The organism is Pseudomonas putida (assembly GCF_028682175.1).
In the GTDB taxonomy this organism is placed as follows: Bacteria; Pseudomonadota; Gammaproteobacteria; order Pseudomonadales; family Pseudomonadaceae; genus Aquipseudomonas; species Aquipseudomonas putida_AD.
The window spans coordinates 45,471-63,827 of the sequence record NZ_JANHKS010000020.1 but is presented as its reverse complement, the minus strand read 5'-3'; the positions used below and the strand labels follow the sequence as shown (position 1 = coordinate 63,827).

Sequence of the window (18,357 nt, the reverse complement as noted above, 5' to 3'; positions counted from 1 at the left end):
TTGACACCTGTTTCTGGGAATGTAGAATAGCGCGCCTCAGAGACGTGAACGCAGCGATGCAGACAGGTCGAAGAGGCTGAAAATGCAGTAGATTCAGGGCAGTAGGTGCGGGATTCGTTTCGCAAAGAAGTACTGAATTTGTTGTATCGAAGCGCGTCAAACGCTGCATCTGAAATTGAATAGTTCCGTGATAGCTCAGTCGGTAGAGCAAATGACTGTTAATCATTGGGTCCCAGGTTCGAGTCCTGGTCACGGAGCCAATTTCCAGAAGTAGTACCGTCGGGGTATAGCGCAGTCCGGTAGCGCGCCTGCTTTGGGAGCAGGATGTCAGGAGTTCGAATCCCCTTACCCCGACCATTTTTTGGGTCGTTAGCTCAGTTGGTAGAGCAGTTGGCTTTTAACCAATTGGTCGTAGGTTCGAATCCTACACGACCCACCATTTTTGGCCTGGCTTCATCGGGTTGAATCTTAGGGAGTGACGTCAGTTGCGTCACCCGCTTGAAATACGCCCCAAGGGGCGTATTTTTGTAACACCGGGGTATAGCGCAGTCCGGTAGCGCGCCTGCTTTGGGAGCAGGATGTCAGGAGTTCGAATCCCCTTACCCCGACCATTTTCGCCCAGGCTGTATCCGGGTAGAAAACAAGGTCACAGCGCCACTCGCGCTGAGCCAACAAAAAAGGCGTCCTTCGGGGCGCCTTTTTTCGTTTCCGGCTTTTCAATCCCCGCACCCGTTAGCCTTTGCGCCGTTGATGGCGGCACTGCCTGGCATTCTGCCGCTTTTCGCTATATGAAAATATATACAGCGCTAGGTATCATTGGCAGCCATTCGACGGCTTCGCCTGCTTGCGAGGCGTCTATCACGCAGAAAACCTCATCAATGAGACACCACCATGAGGCACAGCAGAAACATCCGCAGCTATCCCTACACCGCCTGGGTGTTGACCCGCAGCTTCGTCGTGCTTGAAGTCGAATTGGTCGGCCCTACGGCGGACGGCCAGAACGACCGCTCCATCAAGGGCAAATGGTACGCACCAGACAGCCTGTTTGATTCCCACGAGGCTGCGGTGGAGGCAGGGCGCTCGCGCATCGAGCAGGCACGCGCGGAAATCGCCAGGAAGTCCGCAGTGCTGGAAGAGAAGAGCGCGTTGCTCGACCGATTGTCTGGGCGGTGAGCGCAGGGTTTCTGCGCTCACCTGGTCAATCTGCGGTTTATTGCGCCTTGGGGGCGTCGCCCCAATAGGCTTCGATCTGGTTCTTCAGGTCACCGGGGATAGGTGCGAAGTCCAGCGCCCGTGCGTGATCCTGACCGCTTTCCAAAGTCCAGCGGAAAAAGTCCTGCACGGTTTTCTGACGATCGGCGTTCTTGGGCTGCTTGTACATCACGATGAACGTCGCGGCGGTGATGGGGTAGGCGTTGTCGCCCGGCGCGTTGAGCATCGACAGGTCGAAATCCTTGGCGCTTTTCCAGTCGGCCGTGGCGGCAGCGGCCTGGAAGCTTTCAGTGCTCGGCGCAACGAAGTGCCCGGCGGCGTTCTGCAACAGGCCGAAGTTCAGGCCCTGCTGTTTGATGTAGGCGTATTCGACGTAGCCAATGGAGTTCGGCATCTTCTTCACGTAGGACGCCACGCCCTCACTGCCTTTGCTGCCGATGCCCACCGGCCACTTCACCGAAGTGCCCGAGCCCACCTTGCTCTTCCAGTCGTTGCTGACCTTGGACAGGTAGCTCGCCCAGTTGAACGTGGTGCCCGAATCATCCGAGCGGTACACGACGTTGATCTTGTCGGCAGGCAGCTTCATCTCCGGGTTCAGCGCCGCCAGGGCAGGGTCGTTCCACTGGGTGATCTTGCCCAGGTAGATGTCGGCCAGCACCGGGCCGCTGAACTTGAGGCTGCCGGGTTTGATCGACGCCACGTTGATCACCGGCACCACACCGCCAATCACCGACGGGAATTGTTGCAGGCCCAGCGTCTGCAGATCGGCCGAGCGCAGTGGCATGTCGGTGGCGCCGAAGTCCACTGCGCCTTCCTTGATCTGAGCCACGCCAGCGCCTGAACCGATGCTCTGATAGTTCACTTTGACGCCGGTCTTCTGGTCGTAGTCAGTGGCCCACTTGTAGAGCACCGGATAGATGAAGGTGGAGCCCGCGCCGGTCACTTCCTGTGCCGCGCTGGCGCCGTTCATCAGAGAGAGGTTCAGTGCAATGCCAAGGCCGGTAGCCAGCATCAAGCGGGAGCGTTGAAACATGAATGTTTTCCTGTGATCGAACGATTCGGGTGTGATGTCTCAATGGGATCACAGTAAACAGAACGTTTTTATGACAGGAAGTAACCGAGTGCACCCTTCGGGGCGCGGGCCTCTGATCCGTGCGCATTGCCGGCACCCGGTATAGACTCCAGTCAGTCTTTTCAGGACCGGCCCATCGATATATGAAAGCGCCCACTCCTCCATACGAAACAGAGCGCCTCGAAGCGCTTCGCAATCTTGAAATCCTCGACACGCCAGCGGAGGCCTCGCTGGACCGCATCACCCGCCTGGTCGCCCGTGTGCTCGACGTGCCCATTGCCCTGGTTTCGCTGGTGGATGAAGACCGCCAGTGGTTCAAATCCCGCGAAGGGCTGGAGGCCAGCGAGACGCCTCGGGAAATGGCCTTCTGCGCCCACGCCATCCTGCAAACCTCCCCGTTGGTGATACCGGACGCCGCCGAAGACGACCGTTTTCGCGATAACCAGTTGGTGACCGGCGCGCCGCACATCCGCTTCTATGCCGGCGTGCCGATCCGCACCAGCAAGGGCTTTGCCGTGGGCACCCTGTGCGCCATCGACGAGCGGCCCCGGCAACTGACCCAGGAAGAAATCGACACCCTGCGTGACCTGGCCGACATCGTCAGCCGCGAGGTGCAACTGCGGGAAAACCTGATGCTGGCGCGCAGGCAGCGCAACCGCTCCGAGGCGCTGTTCCGCGCCAGTGAGGCCGGCTATCGCTCGATGTTCGAACTGGCGTCGGTGGGCATCGCCCTGGTCGCGCCCGATGGTGGCTGGATCAACGTCAACCGCGCGCTGTGCGAAATCATCGGCTACAGCGCAGCGGAGCTTGAACTGCTGACTTTTCAGGACATCACCCACCCCGACGACCTGAACACCGACATGGAGCATCTGCAGCAGTTGATCGACAGCAAGATCGATCATTACCAGATGGAAAAGCGCTACCTGCGCAAGGACGGCAATTCGGTGTGGGTCAACCTGAGCGTGACCAAGAAGCTGTCAGGCGAAGGGGATCTGGAATACTTCATCTCCATCATCCAGAACATTCAGGCGCGCAAGGAGCTCGAGCAGGAAGCCCGGCATGATGCGCTCACCGGGCTGTACAACCGCCGTGCGCTGGAGGCGCTGCTGCCGATCGCCCAGGCCCGTGCCGACCGCTCGATGCTGCAAATGGCGCTGATGTTCATCGATCTGGATGGTTTCAAAGGGATCAACGACACCTACGGCCACGATGCGGGGGATGACTTGCTGCGTACCATCGCCGTGCGCCTGCAAAGCTGCGTGCGACGGACCGACAGCCTGGTGCGTCTGGCGGGAGACGAGTTCATCGTGATTCTCGAAGGGATCGTGCCGGGTGCGGATGAAGCGCGGGAAGTCGCGAAGAAACTGCTGGCGGCCATTGGCGAGCCGATCATCATCAAGGGCGACGTGATCCGCAGCAATGCCAGCGTGGGGTTCGCGATGTACGAACCCGGCTCCGGCAAGGAGCAGGACGAACTGATGCGCGAGGCCGACCGGTGGATGTACAAGGCCAAGCATCTGGGCAAAGGGCGGGTAATGCCGTAGTTCGCCTGCATGAATACCTGTGGGAGCGGGCTTGCCCGCGAAGGCAATGGCACTCACTGCATCGTGGCCGGCTGACTTGACGCAATCGCGGGCAAGCCCGCTCCCACAGGGATGTTGCACTGGCCCCGTAGCAGCACGGCTTGCCGGCGGGAGCGATTTCGAAGGCGCCCCCGCCGGCAAGCCGTGCTGCTACCCAAGCATCTATATCAGTGCAGCTTCATCCGCGGCTCGGTGCCGCGTCCGATCCGGCTGCCGAGCATCAGCATCAAGGTGCGGAACGTGCCGTACAACGCCATCTGGTGCATGCGGTACAGCGAGACGTAGAACATCCGCGCCAGCCAGCCCTCGAGCATGACGCTGCCGGTCAGGTTGCCCATCAGGTTACCCACCGCCGAGAACTTCGACAGCGAAATCAGCGAGCCGTAGTCCTTGTAGCTGTACTCCGGCAACTCGCCGCCCTCGATCCGCAGCTTCAGCGATTTCACCAGCAGGGACGCCTGTTGGTGCGCGGCCTGGGCCCGTGGTGGCACGTTGCGGTCGGTGCCTTTTTGCGGGCAGGCGGCGCAATCGCCGAAGGCGAAGATGTTGTCATCGCGAGTGGTTTGCAGCGTCGGGCGCACCTGCAACTGATTGATGCGGTTGGTCTCAAGCCCGGCGATGCCTTCCAGAAACGCCGGAGCGCGGATACCCGCCGCCCAGACCTTCAGCGTCGCCGGAATCAACTGGCCGGTGTTGGTGACCAGGCCTTCAGCCGTCACTTCGCTGACCGCCGAGTTGGTCAGCACCGTGACCCCCAGCTTCTCCAGGGTCTTGTGCACTGGCCCGCCAATACGCTCAGGCAGCGCTGGCAACACGCGAGGGCCCGCTTCGATCACAGTGATGCGCAGGTTCTCGGGCTTGATCTGGCCCAGCCCGTAGGCGGCCAGTTCGTGGGCGGCGTTGTGCAGTTCGGCGGCAAGCTCGACCCCGGTCGCACCGGCGCCGACGATGGCCACGTTGATTTCTTCAGTGGCCGCCAGCTCGCTTGCGTGGGCGCGCAGGTAGCGATTGAGCAGTTGCTGATGGAAGCGCTCGGCCTGCTTGCGCGTGTCCAGGAACAGGCAGTGTTCGGCCGCACCCTTGGTGCCGAAATCATTGGTGGTGCTGCCGACCGAAATCACCAGCGAGTCGTAATCCAGGCTGCGCGCCGGAACCAGTTCGTCGCCGTTTTCATCCAGCGTGGCCGCCAGGTGGATCTGCTTGTGCTCGCGATCCAGCCCCGTCATGCGGCCCAACTGGAACTGGAAATGATTCCACTTGGCCTGCGCCACGTAGTTCAGCTCGTCCTCGTAGGAGTTGAGCGAACCTGCGGCCACTTCGTGCAGCAGCGGTTTCCAGATGTGCGTCAGATTGGCGTCCACCAGCGTGACGCTGGCCGTGCCTTTCTTGCCCAGGGTTTTACCCAGGCGGGTAGCCAGCTCCAGACCACCAGCGCCTCCGCCGACGATCACGATACGATGAGTCATGGGGATATCTCATAAGGCTTAAGGAATTCTCTTTGGGCGCAATCTGCGCGAGCGCAAGGCAGCTCATAGCGTCAGATAGCTCAGCAGGCGGCTCAGCAAGCCCAGCCCGATCACCACCGCAAGCACCACCACAAGGAGCAGCCAGGGCCGAAAAGGCCGGCGCTCGACTTGGTGCTGGGGCGCGCGAAGGTACTCTTCGACACGCTTTTGGTCTTCGGGGTTCAGGCGGCTTGTCATATGAGCCTCGTCATGAACAATTGACCGACGTCAAACGCTGGCGTCGTGCAAAGCATTACATTCGTTGACGCCCTGCTGCGGCTTTTCGATACAGCAGATTTCGCGTCGGATTCCGCTTTGTAACATTCGCACGGGAAATCCGCCATCACAGGCTGATGCCCACATCGAACACCACGCTGCGCCCCAGGTTGGTCCGCAGAAAATCCGGTGCATCGGGGTGGGCGAACAGCACGCGGGCGAAGGTCGGCCCCACCAGCGACAGCGAACGCCAGCCCTGGCGCAGGTACTCGGTGGGCGGGGGGAAATGGCTGTTCAGGTCCAGCACTTCGCGCTTGAGGCTGGCGAAGGCGATGATGTCCAGCTCGCTCAGGTCCAGGCCGCGTTCCTTGTAGTTGTGGGCCTTCTTGCGCAGGGTCGGGCCCAGGCGCCGCAACAGGTCCGAGGCCGGAATACGCTTGGGCTTGGCCTCGCGGCGTACCAATTGACTCAGGGAAAACGCACTGCGCCGACGCTGCAGCTCTTCGCGCCATTCGTCGTTGAGCCTGCGACCCTCATCGAGCACGAAGAACACCTCGAAACAGGCATCGCGAAACAACACGTCCGGGGGTTCCTGGCCGGCTGGCAGGAAGTCTTCGTTGCGATGAGGGATGTTCAGGCCCTGCAGCAAACGCTGGCACACCCAGCGCTCGCGCTCCCATTTACGCGCGTTGGACAGGAAGGTGTTGGCCTGCTCGGCCTGGATCGTCAACAGACGCAGGTAATCGGAGTCATCCATGAGGAAGAGCTTAGCGCTCTGGCGTGAAGATGGAACCTAAATTCAGCACATCCCTGTAGGAGTGAGCTTGCTCGCGATAGCGGTGGGTCAGCAAGCATCGATGTGTCTGACACACCGCAATCGCGAGCAAGCTCACTCCTACAGGTCCGTGTTCGTGATTTACAGGTCGCGTTGCTTGCGGAATTGCCCAGGTGGCATCCCGTGGGCGTGGCGAAAGCGCCTGGAGAAGTAGGCCTCATCGGCAAATCCGCACAACCTTGCGACCTCTCCCACAGGCTTGCTGCCATTGAGCAGCAGCGTGCGCGCCAGGTGCATGCGTCGCTCCAGCACCAGTTCGCTGAAGGTCTTGCCCACTTCCTTGCTCAGCCAGTGGGTCAGGTAATTGGGGGAGAGAAACGCCGCAGACGCGGCTTTCTTCAGGCTCAAATCCGGGTCACTGAGGTTCTTGCGCACGTACTCGGACATCCGCCCCAGGGCGTCACGCCGGCTGCGCTCGGCGGCATTGTCGTCGGCCATGAGTTTGATCGGTTCGGCATAGAGTTCGCAGACCGTGCCGATCAATTGCAACAGGCAACCCTTGAGGATTTCCCGAGTGCCGAACTGGCGGTTCTGATCGAGTCTGCGCATGCGGTCGAGCAAGCGCTCGATTTCGGCGAATTGCTCGGCGTCCAGGGTGAAGTCCAGATGCTCCTGAAAGCGAAACGGCGACAGCTCCGGCGCCAGCGCGATGGCGACGTCTTCCAGATCCAGCGGGTCGCACTGCAACTGCGGCAGCAGGAAAGTCTGGGCAAAGTTGATGAGCAGGAAGTTGCCTTCCGGCGGATGAGGGATCAGATGCAGTTTGTGCGGCAGGATGAACGCCAGCGTATTGCGCGGAAAGGGCCGAACCACGCCGCCGATGTGCTGCACCGTATCGCCGCCCAGGTTGATCTGGATCTGAAAATACTCATGGCGATGGGGCGCGGTTTCCGGCTTGCCTTCGGTCTTGCCACGGATGTAGAAGTCCGGGCGCTCGCTGCGTTGCTGCATGCCATAGGTGGGGGCGCGGGTCGCTGAATCCATCGTGCGGTTCCTCGTTGTTCTGGATGCATTGTCGGTTGTCCTATGACTTCCTTCAAACCTTTCTTTTGACACCGTCAGGATTTTCTGTCCAAAAAATCCACTTTCACCTAAGCCACTAAAAACGGCTCTAGCACGGTGTTTGCGAGCGAAATTTCAAGCTTTCAGCCGCGCTTTGTCCTTCAGAAATTTCTTGGACAAACAATAAGCCGCCATCTCTGAAATTTAAAAACGTTCTAAGCGGCGTCTTGTTTAAAACCAGTCGTACGATAAGTTAAAGGGGCGCTTCATCACTCGATTCCAATAAAAACAACGAGGAATTCTCATGTCGAGCAACCCTGACATTCAGGCGATGGATGCGGTCGTGGCCGCTCCAAAAGCCGCCGCTCCCGCCCGCCCGACCACCCACCGGCGCTGGTTCATGCTCTCGCTGCTGCTGATCGCGACGATCATCAACTATGTGGACCGGGTCAACATCTCCATCGCCGCGCCATTCATGGCCAAGGACCTGGGACTGGATAAGGTCCAGATGGGCCTGATCTTCTCCGCATTCGCCTGGACCTACGCCTTCGCCCTGGTGCCCGCAGGATTTATCGCCGACCGCTTCGGATCGCGCCTGACCTATGGTGTGTCGCTGATTTCCTGGTCGGCGGTCACCGTGTGCCAAGGGCTGGCGGGCGGCTTTGCCTCGCTGTTTGGTCTTCGTCTGGCCGTTGGCGCGATGGAAGCGCCTGCATTTCCGGCCAACAGCCGCGCGGTGACGGTCTGGTTTCCGGCCCGTGAGCGGGGCATGGCCAGCAGTATCTACGTCTGCGGCCAGTACCTGGGCACGGCGTTGTTTACTGGCCTGTTGCTGTGGCTGGCGACGACCTACGACTGGCGCCACGTGTTCTATAGCACCGGTATCGTCGGCATCCTGTTTGGTATCGCCTGGCTTTACCTGTACCGCGATCCGCTGAACTGCAAGAAGGTCAGCAAGGAGGAACTCGAATACATCGAGGCGGGCGGCGGCCTGGTCAAAAGCAGCCAGGACAAGAACAAATTCAAATGGGCGCAGATCGCCGAGCTGTTTCAATATCGTCAGGTCTGGGCTATCTGCATCGGCAAATTCGCCAATACCTCGGTGCTGTATTTCTTCCTGACGTGGTTCCCCACCTACCTGATCGAAGAGCGTCATCTGACCATGGTCAAAGTCGGCATCTTCGCGGTGTTGCCATTCATCGGCGCCACGGTGGGGGTGTTGTTGGCGGGTATCGTGTCCGACTGGCTGATCCGGCGCGGTGTTTCGCTGTCCTTCGCTCGCAAATTGCCGCTGGTGGTGGGCTCGGCGCTGGGCATGTCGATCATGCTGGTGAACTTCACCGACTCCAACACGGTGTGCATCGCGCTGTTGACCATTGCATTCTTCGCGCAAGGCATCGCTTCGGCTTCGTGGGCCGCAGTGTCTGAAATCGCCCCGAAACAGCTGATCGGCCTGACCGGTGGCGTCACCAGCCTGGCAGCGAACATTGGCGGCATCGTCACCCCCATCGTCATCGGTCAGATCCTGCATGTAACCGGTGGTTTCGCCTGGGCGTTCTGGTTCATCGGCGGTCTGGCGTGCATGGGTTCGCTGTCGTATTCACTGCTGCTGGGGCGCATTTATCGCATTGAATTGAAGGCTCGCTGAGTCTTGAGAATGTGTGTGTGACTTTCTGCCGAATTGGGCAAAGGCGTACGTGAGTGCGCCTTTTTTCTGCCCTCGACATTGAGTTTTTTAGTCCAGCGCGAACACGGTTTTGTCCAACTTTCACCCGTTTGCATCCCGTAGTCTCTGGATGAAACGGGCCCCCAAGGAACACCCATGAACAACTTCGTATTCGAACCCCTGCGCACTTCCAGCCTGCCGGTTGCCGACAGCGACGCGCGCTTTCCCGTTGCCCGGGTGTTTTGCCTGGGGCGCAACTATCACTGGGGCGATTCGCTGAATGCCGCCCGGGAAGTGCCGGCGTTTTTCATGAAGCCTGCCACTTCGGTGATCGATGCCACCGGAGAGCTGGGGTTTCCCTCCCAGACCGACCAGTTCTGCCATGAAATCGAACTGGTGGTGGCCATCGGCAAAGACGGGTTTCAGATCAGTGAAGCCCAAGCCCTTGAACACGTCTGGGGCTATGCCGCAGGCCTGGACCTGACCCGCCGTGATCTGCAGATGGCGGCCAAGGCGGTTGGCAACCCGTGGGAGCCGGCCAAGGCGTTCGACGGCTCCGCGCCGATCACCCCAATCCGCTCGGTGCAAGTCCATGGCCATCCGCGGCAAGGCGCGATCTGGCTCAGCGTCAACGGCGTCGAGCGCCAGCGTTCGGACCTTGAAAGCCAGATCTGGTCGGTGGCCGAGATCGTCAGCCAGCTCTCTCATTCGGTCGGCCTGCGCGCGGGCGACCTGGTCATGACCGGCACGCCGCCTGGCGTCGCGTCCCTGCAAGAGGGCGACGTCATCCAGGGCGGTATCGACGGTATTGGCACATTCGAAGTTCGGGTCGGCAGCCGTCGCGCAGCCTGACCCATTCCCACAGGCAAAAGGAGAACAACAATGACAGAACAATCTCTCTCGAAAATCGCTCTGGTCACCGGCGCAGGCAGCGGTATCGGTCGTGCCGTGGCGTTGGGCCTCCTGGAAGACGGCTACAAGGTAGTGGTAACCGGGCGTCGCATCGAGCCGCTGGAAGAGCTGGTCGCACTGGCTCGCGAGCAGGGCGGCGAGGCGCTGGCGGTGTCCACCGATGTTCGCGATCCGGCCAGTGTCGACCGCCTGTTTGCGACCATCGAGGAGGTCTACGGCCGGCTCGATGTGGTGTTCAACAACGCAGGCGTCAATGCCCCTGCGGTGCCGATGGACGAGCTGCCGGTGGAAAAGTGGCTGAGCGTGATCGACACCAACGTCACCGGGGTTTTCCTGTGCAGCCGTGGCGCCTTCGGCCTGATGCGCAAGCAGTCGCCTCAGGGTGGCCGGATCATCAACAACGGTTCGATTTCGGCCCACGTGCCTCGTCCGTTCACCGCGCCTTATACCGCCAGCAAACACGCCGTGCTGGGCCTGACCAAAAGCCTGGCGCTGGATGGCCGCGAGTTCAATATCGCCTGCAGCCAGATCGACATCGGCAACGCGCTCACCGAGCTGTCGGTGCGCATGACCAAAGGCGTGCGCCAGGCCAACGGCACGACCGCGGTCGAGCCTATGATCGACGTCAAGCACATCGCCGATGCCGTGCGTTACATCTCGGCGCTGCCGCTGTCGGCCAACGTCCTGAACATGACCGTGATGGCCACCAACATGCCTTTCGTGGGCCGTGGCTGAACCTGTCTGAACCGATATGAGCGAGGCATCGATGAAACCAGAAATCCTGCAACTGAGCCCCATTCTGATCCCGGAAGTCAACGCGCGCCTGAACGAGCTGTACACCGTGCGCCCGTACTTCCAGCAGACCGACAAAGCTGCCTACCTGCGTGAGCATGGCGCCAACATTCGTGGTGTGGTCACTGGCGGACACACTGGCATCACTCGTGCTGTCATGGAGCAACTGCCCAAGGTGGAAGTGATCGCGGTCAACGGCGTTGGCACTGATGCGGTCGATCTGGCCTATGCCCGGGACCGTGGCATCCGCGTGACTGCCACCATCGGCGCGCTCACCGAAGACGTCGCCGACCTTGCCATCGGCTTGCTGATCTCGGCCTGCCGCGGCCTGGGCACGGGCGACCGATATGTGCGCTCAGGGGAGTGGGCCAGAACGTCGACGCCGCTGGTGCCGCTGCCTCTGGCAAGGCAGTTCAGCGGCATGCGCGTGGGCATCGTCGGGCTGGGCCGGGTAGGGCGCGCAGTCGCCACTCGCGCCGCGGCGTTCGGCTGCCCGATCAGCTACACCGACCTCAACGAAATGAGCGACGTACCCTACACCTTCGTCAGCGATCTGGTGGAACTGGCTCGTCAAAGCGACGCGCTGATCGTCGCGGCGGCGGCTGACAAGGCCAAGGGCATCATCAACGCCAATGTGCTCGCGGCGTTGGGGACTGAGGGTTACCTGATCAACGTGGCCCGTGGCAGCCTGGTCAACGAGCCCGCGCTGATCGCAGCTCTTGAGTCCGGGTCGATTGCCGGTGCGGGACTGGACGTATTCGTCGACGAGCCCCACGTGCCAGAGGCATTGTTCGGGCTGGAAACGGTCATCCTGCAACCCCACCGCGCCAGCGCAACCGTGCAGACGCGCACGCGTATGGGCCACATGGTGCTCGCCAGCCTGGCAGCGGTATTGAACGGCCAGGAGCCCGTCGGCGCCGTCGCGTGAAACGCCGACCCGTAGCAGTCCGGCTTGCCGGCGGGGGCGCCCTCAAGATCGCTATCGCCGGCAAGCCGGACTGCTACGGGATTTGTGGGGTACTGGATAGGGTCAGAATCCCGCCGACCCCAACGCCAATTCCTCGACCAGAAAATCAATGAACGCGCGGGTTTTCATCGGCACACGGCGTGCCGACGGATATACCGCGTTCACCGAAATCGCCGGCGCCTGCCATTCGCACAACACCGGCTTGAGCCGGCCATCGGCCACAGCCCTTTCGACGATGAAGTTGGGCAGCAGCGCGATGCCCATCCCCGACACTGCCGCTTGCGCGAGGATATCCCCGTTGTTGGCGTGAAGCGGGCCGCTGACCGTCACGCGCTGGGTTTCCTTGCCGTTGCACAGTTGCAGGCTGATGCCGCTTTGCAGGTAGCCGTAGCTGAGGAACTGATGGCTGGCCAGGTCCTTGGGCGACTGCGGCGTGCCGTGCCTGGCCAGATACTCCGGCGAGGCAACCATCACCCGTGGCGCCGGTGCCAGGGAGCGGGCCACCATGGAAGAGTCGGGCAGGCTGGCAATCCGGATGGTGACATCAAACCCGCCTTTCACCGGATCGACCTGCTGGTCACTGAGCACAATCTGCAGCTCGACATTGGGATGCAATTCGTTGAAGCGCGGCAGCAACGGCCCCAGCCGGCTCAGGCCAAACGACATCGGCGCGTTGACGCGCAGCACGCCGCGGATCTCGCCCATTCCGGTGCGGGCGCGCTGTTCGGCTTCGTCCAGCGAGGCGATGACATCACGACAGGCGTCGTAGTACTCGGCGCCGGCTTCGGTGAGATGCAGGCTGCGTGTAGTACGTTGCAACAATTGCACGCCGATGGCTTCTTCCAGCGCCTGGATCTGTTTGCTGACTTTCGAGCGGGGCACGTCCAGTGCGCGGGCGGCTGCGGCGAAACCGTTGGCGCCCACCGTGGCGACGAACGCGCGCATGCATTCGATGCGATCCATAGATGTCTCTTGGCTGGAAACAATGAGCGCCAAGTCTATGGATTCATACTCAAAAATGAAACTGGCCAAGGTAAGGCTTTGCGCCACTACACACATCTGCTTACAGCTGCGAGGGTGAATAAACCGAGGTTTTGCGGTGTTATCGGGTTTGACACGCAGGCTTTTTCAAAAGGTGTAGGCTGCCCTTAATCCGAACCCATAAAAAGAAGTCGTCGCCATGATCGGAGCACAAGTTCTCACCCCCGAAACCATGATCCTGGGCTGGATGCTCTACCTTCCCCTCATTGCATGGGCGCTGTGGCGTTGTCCGTGGGTCGAACTGATCACCGACACCCGTCGCCAGCACGTGTTCTTCGGTACGGTGTTCGCCCTGTTTCTGCTCTGGTTGCTGCGCCGCGACTTCGACACCGGCGTGTCTTATCACTTCATCGGCATGACGGCCGTGACCCTGCTGCTGAACTGGCCGCTGGCGATTGTCGGTGGGTTGATGGCCCAGTTGGGCATGCTGTCGATGGGGCATCAGGACATGGCGTCGATGGGCGTCAACGGCCTGCTGCTGGTGGGCATTCCGGTCATGGTGACCGAAGCCTGCTGCCTGTTGGTCGAGCGCGCCCAGCCCAAGAGTCCTTTTACCTACATCTTCTGTTCCGGATTCTTCGCCGCAGCGCTGACCGCGCTGCTCTGTCTGCTGCTGGCGATGGGTTTACTATGGGTGGGTGGATTGTTCGCCATGCCGGAGTGGCTGGGGGACTTCATCGGCTACCTGTGGCTGATCATCTTCCCCGAGGCGTTCATCAACGGCGTGATCGTGACGGCGTTGGTGGTGTTCTGCCCCGAGTGGCTGGAAACCTTCAACCGCTCGCGGTATCTGTCCGAACCCTGGGTCGATGACGGTGACACCTGACGGCAACGCATCAGGTGCCACGCCCGGTCAATGCTGACGCGGGTCCAGTTCACCCGAAAACAGCTCGTCCTCGGCATCCGGCGCGACCGGAATCGCATGCTCTTCAGCAGCCCAGGCGCCCAGGTCGATCAGCTTGCAACGGTCGGAACAGAACGGCCGGAACTTGCTCGCTGGCGTCCATTCCACAGGCGCTCCGCAGGTTGGGCAATTGACGGTCATTGGTTGGCTCATCATTGGCCTCCACGCAAAGTTAGATAAAAGTGATGCAGGCGCTCGACCTCGCTTTTCAGCCACGCAGGGTCACGGTCATTGACGATGACATCGTCAGCCTGGCTCAGGCGATGCTCGCGGGTGGTCTGGGCCTTGAGGATCGCCCGGACCTGCTCTTCGTTGGTCTTGTCGCGCAGCACCGTGCGCTCGATTTGCAACGCCTCTGGCACATCGATCACCAGCACTCGCTGAACCATCTGGTGCTGAGTGGTTTCCAGCAACAGCGGCGACACCAGGATCGCATAGGGTGATTCGGCGCGGGCCAGGTAGTCGCGAATCTCTTCGCGAATCAACGGATGCAGCAAGCCCTCGAGCCAGGCCCGCTGCTGCGGGTCCTTGAAGATCAGCTCGCGCAAGGCCGCCCGGTTCAGCCTGCCATCGGCCTGCAGTACGCCCGCGCCGAAGTGCTCGGCGATCCGTGCCAGGGCAGGGCGCCCGGGCTCGACCACCCAACGCGCGGCGTTGTCGGCATCGACCAGGTGTACGCCCAAATCGACGAAACACTGCGCAGCGGCGCTCTTGCCACTGCCAATGCCGCCCGTCAGGCCCAGAATCCAGGGATTTGTTGCGTGAGAGGTCATCTGAAACCGGCGATCTGCAAATACGAAGTGGTTATTTGAGCACCCCAGAGCAATGCGATCCAGCCCGCAATGGCCAGATAAGGCCCGAAGGGGATCGGCGTGCTGGTCTGGACATTGCGAACGCGCAGCAAAATCAGCCCCAGCACCGCCCCGACAATCGACGACAACATGATCGTCAGCGGCAGGATCTGCCAGCCACCCCAGGCGCCGAGCATGGCCAGCAGCTTGAAGTCGCCGTAACCCATGCCGTCCTTGCCGGTGAGCAGCTTGAACACCCAGAACACCGCCCACAGCACCAGATAACCCGCCACCGCGCCCCACAGCGCGTCAGTCAGGGTCGCGAACAGGCCGAACCCATTGACGATCAGCCCCAGCCACAGCAGTGGCAGTACGATGGCGTCGGGCAGCAACTGATGGTCGGCGTCGATCAGGCTCATCGACAGCAACCCCCAACTCAACACCAGCACCGCACCCGCCTGCCAGCCAAAACCGAAATGCCAGGCCACGAACGCCGACATCACCCCGCATGCCAGCTCTACCAGCGGATAACGCTTGCTGATAGGCGCCTTGCAGCTCGAGCACTTGCCGCCCAGGAACAGATAGCTCACCACCGGCAGGTTTTCCCATGCGCGGATCCTGTGCGAACAGTGCGGGCAGCGGGAGTGGGGGAGGATCAGGTTGAAGGTTTCTGCCTGCGGTTCAGGCGGCAGCTCCAGCACTTCACGCGCCTGGATCTTCCAGTCACGCAGCATCATCTTCGGCAGGCGGTAAACCACCACGTTGAGGAAACTGCCCACGAGCAGGCCCAAAACCAGGGTGCATAAAACAAAGGCCAGCGGGGAGCTGGCCAGGAGTTCGGGGAGGGACATGGCTAGACGACGTTTCCGAGCTGGAAGATGGGGAGGTACATGGCGATAACGAGGCCGCCGACGACAACGCCCAGAACGGCCATGATCATCGGTTCCATCAGGCTGGTGAGACTGTCGACCATGGTGTCGACTTCTTCCTCGTAATAGGTCGCGACCTTGTCGAGCATGGAGTCCAGTGCACCTGACTCTTCGCCAATGGCCGTCATCTGCACTGCAAGCATCGGGAAGACGCCGGTGCTGCGCATGGAAAAGTTGAGCTGCATGCCGGTGGAGACGTCCTGTTTGACCTTCTGTACGGCGTTGCGGAATACCACGTTGCCGGTGGCCCCGGCCACCGAATCCAGTGCGTCGACCAATGGCACGCCGGCGGCAAACGTTGTGGCAAGTGTCCGCGCGTACCGCGCCACCGCCGACTTGTAGAGCAGAGGACCGATCACCGGGATCTTCAGCATCATCCGGTCCATTCGGTCGCGAAACTTCGCTGAGCCTTTATAGGCCCGCTTGAATGCGACGATCGCAATCACTACCGCAAGAATAAAGATGTACCAGTAGCTCTGTACCGCTTCGGACAGGCCAATGACCATCAGCGTAAAGGCCGGCAGTTTCGCGCCAAATCCGGCAAAGACGGACTGGAACTGTGGGACCACCTTGATCAACAGAATGCCGGTCACGATGAAGGCGACGACGACGACCGCAATCGGGTAGGTCATGGCCTTCTTGATCTTCGACTTCAGCGATTCGGTCTTTTCCTTGTAGGTCGCCACGCGATCGAGCAACGACTCCAGGGCACCGGCCTGCTCACCCGCATCGACCAGGTTGCAGAACAGATCGTCGAAGTATTGCGGCTTCTGGCGCAGCGCAGTGGCGAAACTGTGTCCCGCTGCCACTTCCTGTTTGATGTCATCGACCAGCTTGCGCATGTTCGGGTTCGCCGAGCCCTCGCTGATGATGTCGAAGGACTGCAGCAACGGCACGCCGGCTTTCATCATGGTCGCCATCTGGCGGCTGAAAAACGCGATATCCAGCGGTTTGATCTTTTTGCCGGAACCGAACAGCGAGGCGGTTTTCTTTCTGACTTTGGTCGGGTTGATACCCTGCTTGCGCAACTGTGCCTTGATCAGCGCCGGGTTGTGGCCGGTCAGTTCCCCGGTCACTTTGGTGCCTTTCTTGTCCAGGCCTTCCCAAGTGTAGGTGCCGACTTTTACTGCTTTGGTCGCCATGCTCAGTCCTTGGTGACGCGGTTGATTTCCTCAAGGCTGGTAACGCCTTGCATGGCCTTCATCAGGCCTGAGGTGCGCAGGTCATTGAACCCATCCTTGCGCATTTGCTCGGAAATCTCGATGGAGTTGCCTTCTTCCATAATAACCCGCTCGAGTGCCGGGGTGCTTTTCACCACTTCGTAGATACCCACGCGGCCTTTGTAGCCTGCGTTGCATTGTTCACAGCCCACGGGAGAGTAAAGCTTGAACGAGCCGATTTTCGACTCGGGGAAACCTTCTGCAATCAACGTGTCCTTGGGAATGTCGACTTCTTTCTTGCAATGCGGGCAGAGCTTGCGGGCCAGACGCTGGGCGATGATCAGGTTGATGGCCGTCGCGATGTTGAACGCCGCCACGCCCATGTGGTGCAGGCGGGTCAGGGTTTCGGCTGCGCTGTTGGTGTGCAGGGTCGAGAGCACCATGTGGCCAGTCTGCGAGGCCTTGATCGCGATCTCGGCGGTTTCCAGGTCACGAATCTCACCGACCATGATCACGTCCGGGTCCTGACGCAGAAACGCGCGCAGCGCCTGGGAAAAGTCCATGCCCTGGCGCGGATTGACGTTGACCTGGTTGATGCCCTCAAGGTTTATCTCCACCGGGTCTTCCGCGGTCGAGATGTTGATGTCGGGGGTATTCAGGATGTTCAGGCCCGTATACAGGGACACGGTTTTGCCGGAACCCGTGGGCCCGGTCACCAGAATCATGCCTTGCGGCTTGCTCAGTGCGTCCAGATAAAGGGCCTTCTGCTCAGGCTCGTAGCCCAGGGCATCGATGCCCATCTGGGCACTGGTGGGGTCAAGAATACGCATGACGATCTTCTCGCCCCACAGCGTCGGCAGGGTGTTGATCCGGAAGTCGATCGAGCGGTTCTTGGATATGCGCAGCTTGATCCGGCCGTCCTGAGGTTTGCGGCGCTCGGAAATATCCAGCCCGGCCATGACTTTCAGGCGCGCCGCGATACGGCCCGCCAGTTGGGTAGGCGGCTTGGCGACTTCGTGGAGAATCCCGTCCGTGCGCAGGCGCACGCGAAAGATCTTTTCGTAGGGTTCGAAGTGCAGGTCCGAAGAGCCCAGGCGAATGGCGTCCATGAGCATCTTGTTGACGAAGCGCACCACCGGGGCATCGTCGGCGTCCTGCCCGCCAATGGAGTTCTCCTTGGTTTCATCGACCGTCTCGATTTCAAGACCCAGGTCGACATCCGCCAACTCGCCCATTCCGGTATGGGTATCGAAAAACTTGTCGATGGCGGCGGTGAGTTTGTCGTCCTCGACCAGAATGGCTTCGGTATTGAGCCCGGTGCTGAACTGGATGTCGGTAATGGCCTGGTGGTTGGTCGGGTCCGATACACCGACGAACAACTTGTTGCCACGGCGCCACAGGGGCAGGGCGGAGTGCTGGCGAACCAGTTTCTCGCTCACCAGCCCTTTTGGCTGGCTTTCTTTATCCAGGGTATTGAGGTCGAGAAACGGCAGGCCGAATTGCTCTGACGCAAGTTCGGCCAGAGTCAGACTTTTGACCAGCTTGTTCTGAACCAGATAATTGACCAGCGAAACCTTGTCGCGCCGTGCCTGCTGGTAGGCCTGTTGGGCAGATTTTTCATTGAGCAGTTCGGCCTGGACGAGTTGTTTCGCCAAACCGGTTAAGACGACATCAGTCATTACAGCCACCAGACACAGACATTGGACCGTTTATAGCCTAGTCGGGCGGTGCTGCCAAATGTGCGCTTCAAGAGTGACAATATTTGTCACT

The 18,357-nt window shown here is 60.5% G+C and carries 18 protein-coding genes and 4 tRNA genes; 11 read left to right on the top strand and 11 right to left on the bottom strand.

The genetic code is table 11. The features are described 5' to 3' along the window. Positions 1-184: 184 nt before the first annotated feature. The 5 genes from NPS29_RS15670 to NPS29_RS15650 all read left to right on the top strand — a co-directional run bounded on the left by NPS29_RS15670 (position 185) and on the right by NPS29_RS15650 (position 1,173). Positions 185-260, top strand: a tRNA-Asn gene (locus NPS29_RS15670). A gap of 20 nt (positions 261-280) precedes the next feature. Continuing rightward, positions 281-357, top strand: a tRNA-Pro gene (locus NPS29_RS15665). Positions 358-363: 6 nt separating this feature from the next. Then, positions 364-439: transfer RNA gene (locus NPS29_RS15660), tRNA-Lys, on the top strand. A gap of 95 nt (positions 440-534) precedes the next feature. Then, positions 535-611, top strand: a tRNA-Pro gene (locus NPS29_RS15655). Positions 612-891: 280 nt separating this feature from the next. Further along, positions 892-1,173 (top strand): hypothetical protein, encoded by a 282-nt coding sequence (locus NPS29_RS15650; RefSeq protein WP_274133643.1) that lies wholly within the window; start codon positions 892-894, stop codon positions 1,171-1,173. 37 nt (positions 1,174-1,210) lie between these two features. Here the strand turns inward: NPS29_RS15650 and pstS are convergent, their stop codons facing one another. Beyond that, a complete protein-coding gene (gene pstS, locus NPS29_RS15645) occupies positions 1,211-2,245 on the bottom strand; it encodes a phosphate ABC transporter substrate-binding protein PstS (RefSeq protein WP_400781895.1) in 1,035 nt (344 codons plus the stop codon). Positions 2,246-2,427: 182 nt separating this feature from the next. Here pstS and NPS29_RS15640 point away from each other — a divergent pair, with 182 nt between their 5' ends. Then, entirely contained in the window at positions 2,428-3,828 is a 1,401-nt protein-coding gene (locus NPS29_RS15640) for a diguanylate cyclase domain-containing protein (protein WP_274133642.1), read from the top strand. Positions 3,829-4,034: 206 nt separating this feature from the next. Here the strand turns inward: NPS29_RS15640 and NPS29_RS15635 are convergent, their stop codons facing one another. The 4 genes from NPS29_RS15635 to NPS29_RS15620 all read right to left on the bottom strand — a co-directional run bounded on the left by NPS29_RS15635 (position 4,035) and on the right by NPS29_RS15620 (position 7,407). Continuing rightward, positions 4,035-5,333, bottom strand: a complete 1,299-nt coding sequence (locus tag NPS29_RS15635) for an NAD(P)/FAD-dependent oxidoreductase (RefSeq protein ID WP_274133641.1) — start codon at positions 5,331-5,333, stop codon at positions 4,035-4,037. 63 nt (positions 5,334-5,396) lie between these two features. Then, positions 5,397-5,570, bottom strand: coding sequence for a DUF3094 family protein (locus NPS29_RS15630; RefSeq protein WP_092407524.1), 174 nt, complete (start codon positions 5,568-5,570; stop codon positions 5,397-5,399). Between the two features lie 145 nt (positions 5,571-5,715). After that, complete coding sequence (locus tag NPS29_RS15625) at positions 5,716-6,345, bottom strand: DUF1780 domain-containing protein (RefSeq protein WP_274133640.1); 630 nt, start codon at positions 6,343-6,345, stop codon at positions 5,716-5,718. A gap of 159 nt (positions 6,346-6,504) precedes the next feature. After that, the gene (locus tag NPS29_RS15620; RefSeq protein WP_274133639.1) at positions 6,505-7,407 is read right to left on the bottom strand and encodes a helix-turn-helix transcriptional regulator; all 903 of its coding nucleotides are present in this window, start codon (positions 7,405-7,407) and stop codon (positions 6,505-6,507) included. Between the two features lie 322 nt (positions 7,408-7,729). Here NPS29_RS15620 and NPS29_RS15615 point away from each other — a divergent pair, with 322 nt between their 5' ends. The 4 genes from NPS29_RS15615 to NPS29_RS15600 all read left to right on the top strand — a co-directional run bounded on the left by NPS29_RS15615 (position 7,730) and on the right by NPS29_RS15600 (position 11,723). Next, the gene (locus tag NPS29_RS15615; RefSeq protein ID WP_400781893.1) at positions 7,730-9,073 is read left to right on the top strand and encodes an MFS transporter; all 1,344 of its coding nucleotides are present in this window, start codon (positions 7,730-7,732) and stop codon (positions 9,071-9,073) included. Positions 9,074-9,247: 174 nt separating this feature from the next. Continuing rightward, positions 9,248-9,943 (top strand): fumarylacetoacetate hydrolase family protein, encoded by a 696-nt coding sequence (locus tag NPS29_RS15610; RefSeq protein WP_274133638.1) that lies wholly within the window; start codon positions 9,248-9,250, stop codon positions 9,941-9,943. A gap of 30 nt (positions 9,944-9,973) precedes the next feature. Continuing rightward, on the top strand, positions 9,974-10,738 hold the full coding sequence (locus NPS29_RS15605; protein ID WP_274133637.1) for an SDR family oxidoreductase: 765 nt from the start codon (positions 9,974-9,976) through the stop codon (positions 10,736-10,738). A gap of 31 nt (positions 10,739-10,769) precedes the next feature. After that, the gene (locus tag NPS29_RS15600; RefSeq protein ID WP_274133636.1) at positions 10,770-11,723 is read left to right on the top strand and encodes a 2-hydroxyacid dehydrogenase; all 954 of its coding nucleotides are present in this window, start codon (positions 10,770-10,772) and stop codon (positions 11,721-11,723) included. 102 nt (positions 11,724-11,825) lie between these two features. On the opposite strand, the gene NPS29_RS15595 is transcribed toward NPS29_RS15600, so the two are convergent. Next, entirely contained in the window at positions 11,826-12,725 is a 900-nt protein-coding gene (locus NPS29_RS15595) for a LysR family transcriptional regulator (protein ID WP_274133635.1), read from the bottom strand. Positions 12,726-12,942: 217 nt separating this feature from the next. Here NPS29_RS15595 and NPS29_RS15590 point away from each other — a divergent pair, with 217 nt between their 5' ends. Continuing rightward, positions 12,943-13,629, top strand: a complete 687-nt coding sequence (locus tag NPS29_RS15590; protein ID WP_274133634.1) for an energy-coupling factor ABC transporter permease — start codon at positions 12,943-12,945, stop codon at positions 13,627-13,629. A gap of 27 nt (positions 13,630-13,656) precedes the next feature. Here the strand turns inward: NPS29_RS15590 and yacG are convergent, their stop codons facing one another. The 5 genes from yacG to pilB are packed head-to-tail and all read right to left on the bottom strand — an operon-like array spanning position 13,657 to position 18,266. Next, a complete protein-coding gene (yacG, locus tag NPS29_RS15585) occupies positions 13,657-13,860 on the bottom strand; it encodes a DNA gyrase inhibitor YacG (RefSeq protein WP_274133633.1) in 204 nt (67 codons plus the stop codon). Next, positions 13,860-14,480: a dephospho-CoA kinase gene (gene coaE / locus NPS29_RS15580; RefSeq protein ID WP_274133632.1), complete on the bottom strand. Its 621-nt coding sequence runs from the start codon at positions 14,478-14,480 to the stop codon at positions 13,860-13,862. The genes yacG and coaE overlap by 1 nt, the downstream gene beginning before the upstream one ends. Further along, positions 14,477-15,349, bottom strand: a complete 873-nt coding sequence (locus NPS29_RS15575) for a prepilin peptidase (RefSeq protein WP_274133631.1) — start codon at positions 15,347-15,349, stop codon at positions 14,477-14,479. The genes coaE and NPS29_RS15575 overlap by 4 nt, the downstream gene beginning before the upstream one ends. 2 nt (positions 15,350-15,351) lie before the next feature. After that, positions 15,352-16,569: a type II secretion system F family protein gene (locus tag NPS29_RS15570; protein ID WP_274133630.1), complete on the bottom strand. Its 1,218-nt coding sequence runs from the start codon at positions 16,567-16,569 to the stop codon at positions 15,352-15,354. Positions 16,570-16,571: 2 nt separating this feature from the next. Next, positions 16,572-18,266 carry a type IV-A pilus assembly ATPase PilB gene (pilB, locus tag NPS29_RS15565; protein WP_274133629.1) on the bottom strand — a complete coding sequence of 565 codons (1,695 nt, stop codon included), beginning with the start codon at positions 18,264-18,266 and terminating at the stop codon, positions 16,572-16,574. Positions 18,267-18,357 lie beyond the last annotated feature (91 nt).